This window comes from Oleiphilus sp. HI0117, assembly GCF_001635235.1.
Genome location: NZ_LWGA01000372.1, coordinates 1 through 352 on the forward strand (window position 1 = coordinate 1; position 352 = coordinate 352).

1 pseudogene is annotated in these 352 nt (G+C 41.8%); it reads left to right on the forward strand.

Features of this window, described 5'->3' with window-relative positions:
* A pseudogene (locus A3757_RS04430) lies at nucleotides 1-352 on the forward strand (endopeptidase La); the annotation flags it as partial.

The following is a 352-nucleotide window of genomic DNA, read 5'->3' on the forward strand; positions in this document are numbered from 1 at the left end:
GTTAGATCCAGAACAAAATCATACCTTTAATGATCACTATCTAGAAGTAGATTATGATTTGTCCGATGTTATGTTTGTCTGTACCTCAAACTCAATGAACATCCCTCCGGCCTTGCTTGATCGTATGGAGGTTATCCGTATTCCGGGTTACACCGAAGATGAAAAGATCAATATCGCGCAAAAATACCTGATCCCGAAACAGATCAAAGATAATGGCCTGAAAAAAGGTGAGCTCGCTATTGCCGAAGATGCAATAAGAGATGTGATTCGTTATTACACCAAAGAAGCGGGTGTTCGAGGGCTGGAGCGAGAGCTTGCTAAAGTTTGTCGCAAGGTAGTGAAGGAAATTCTA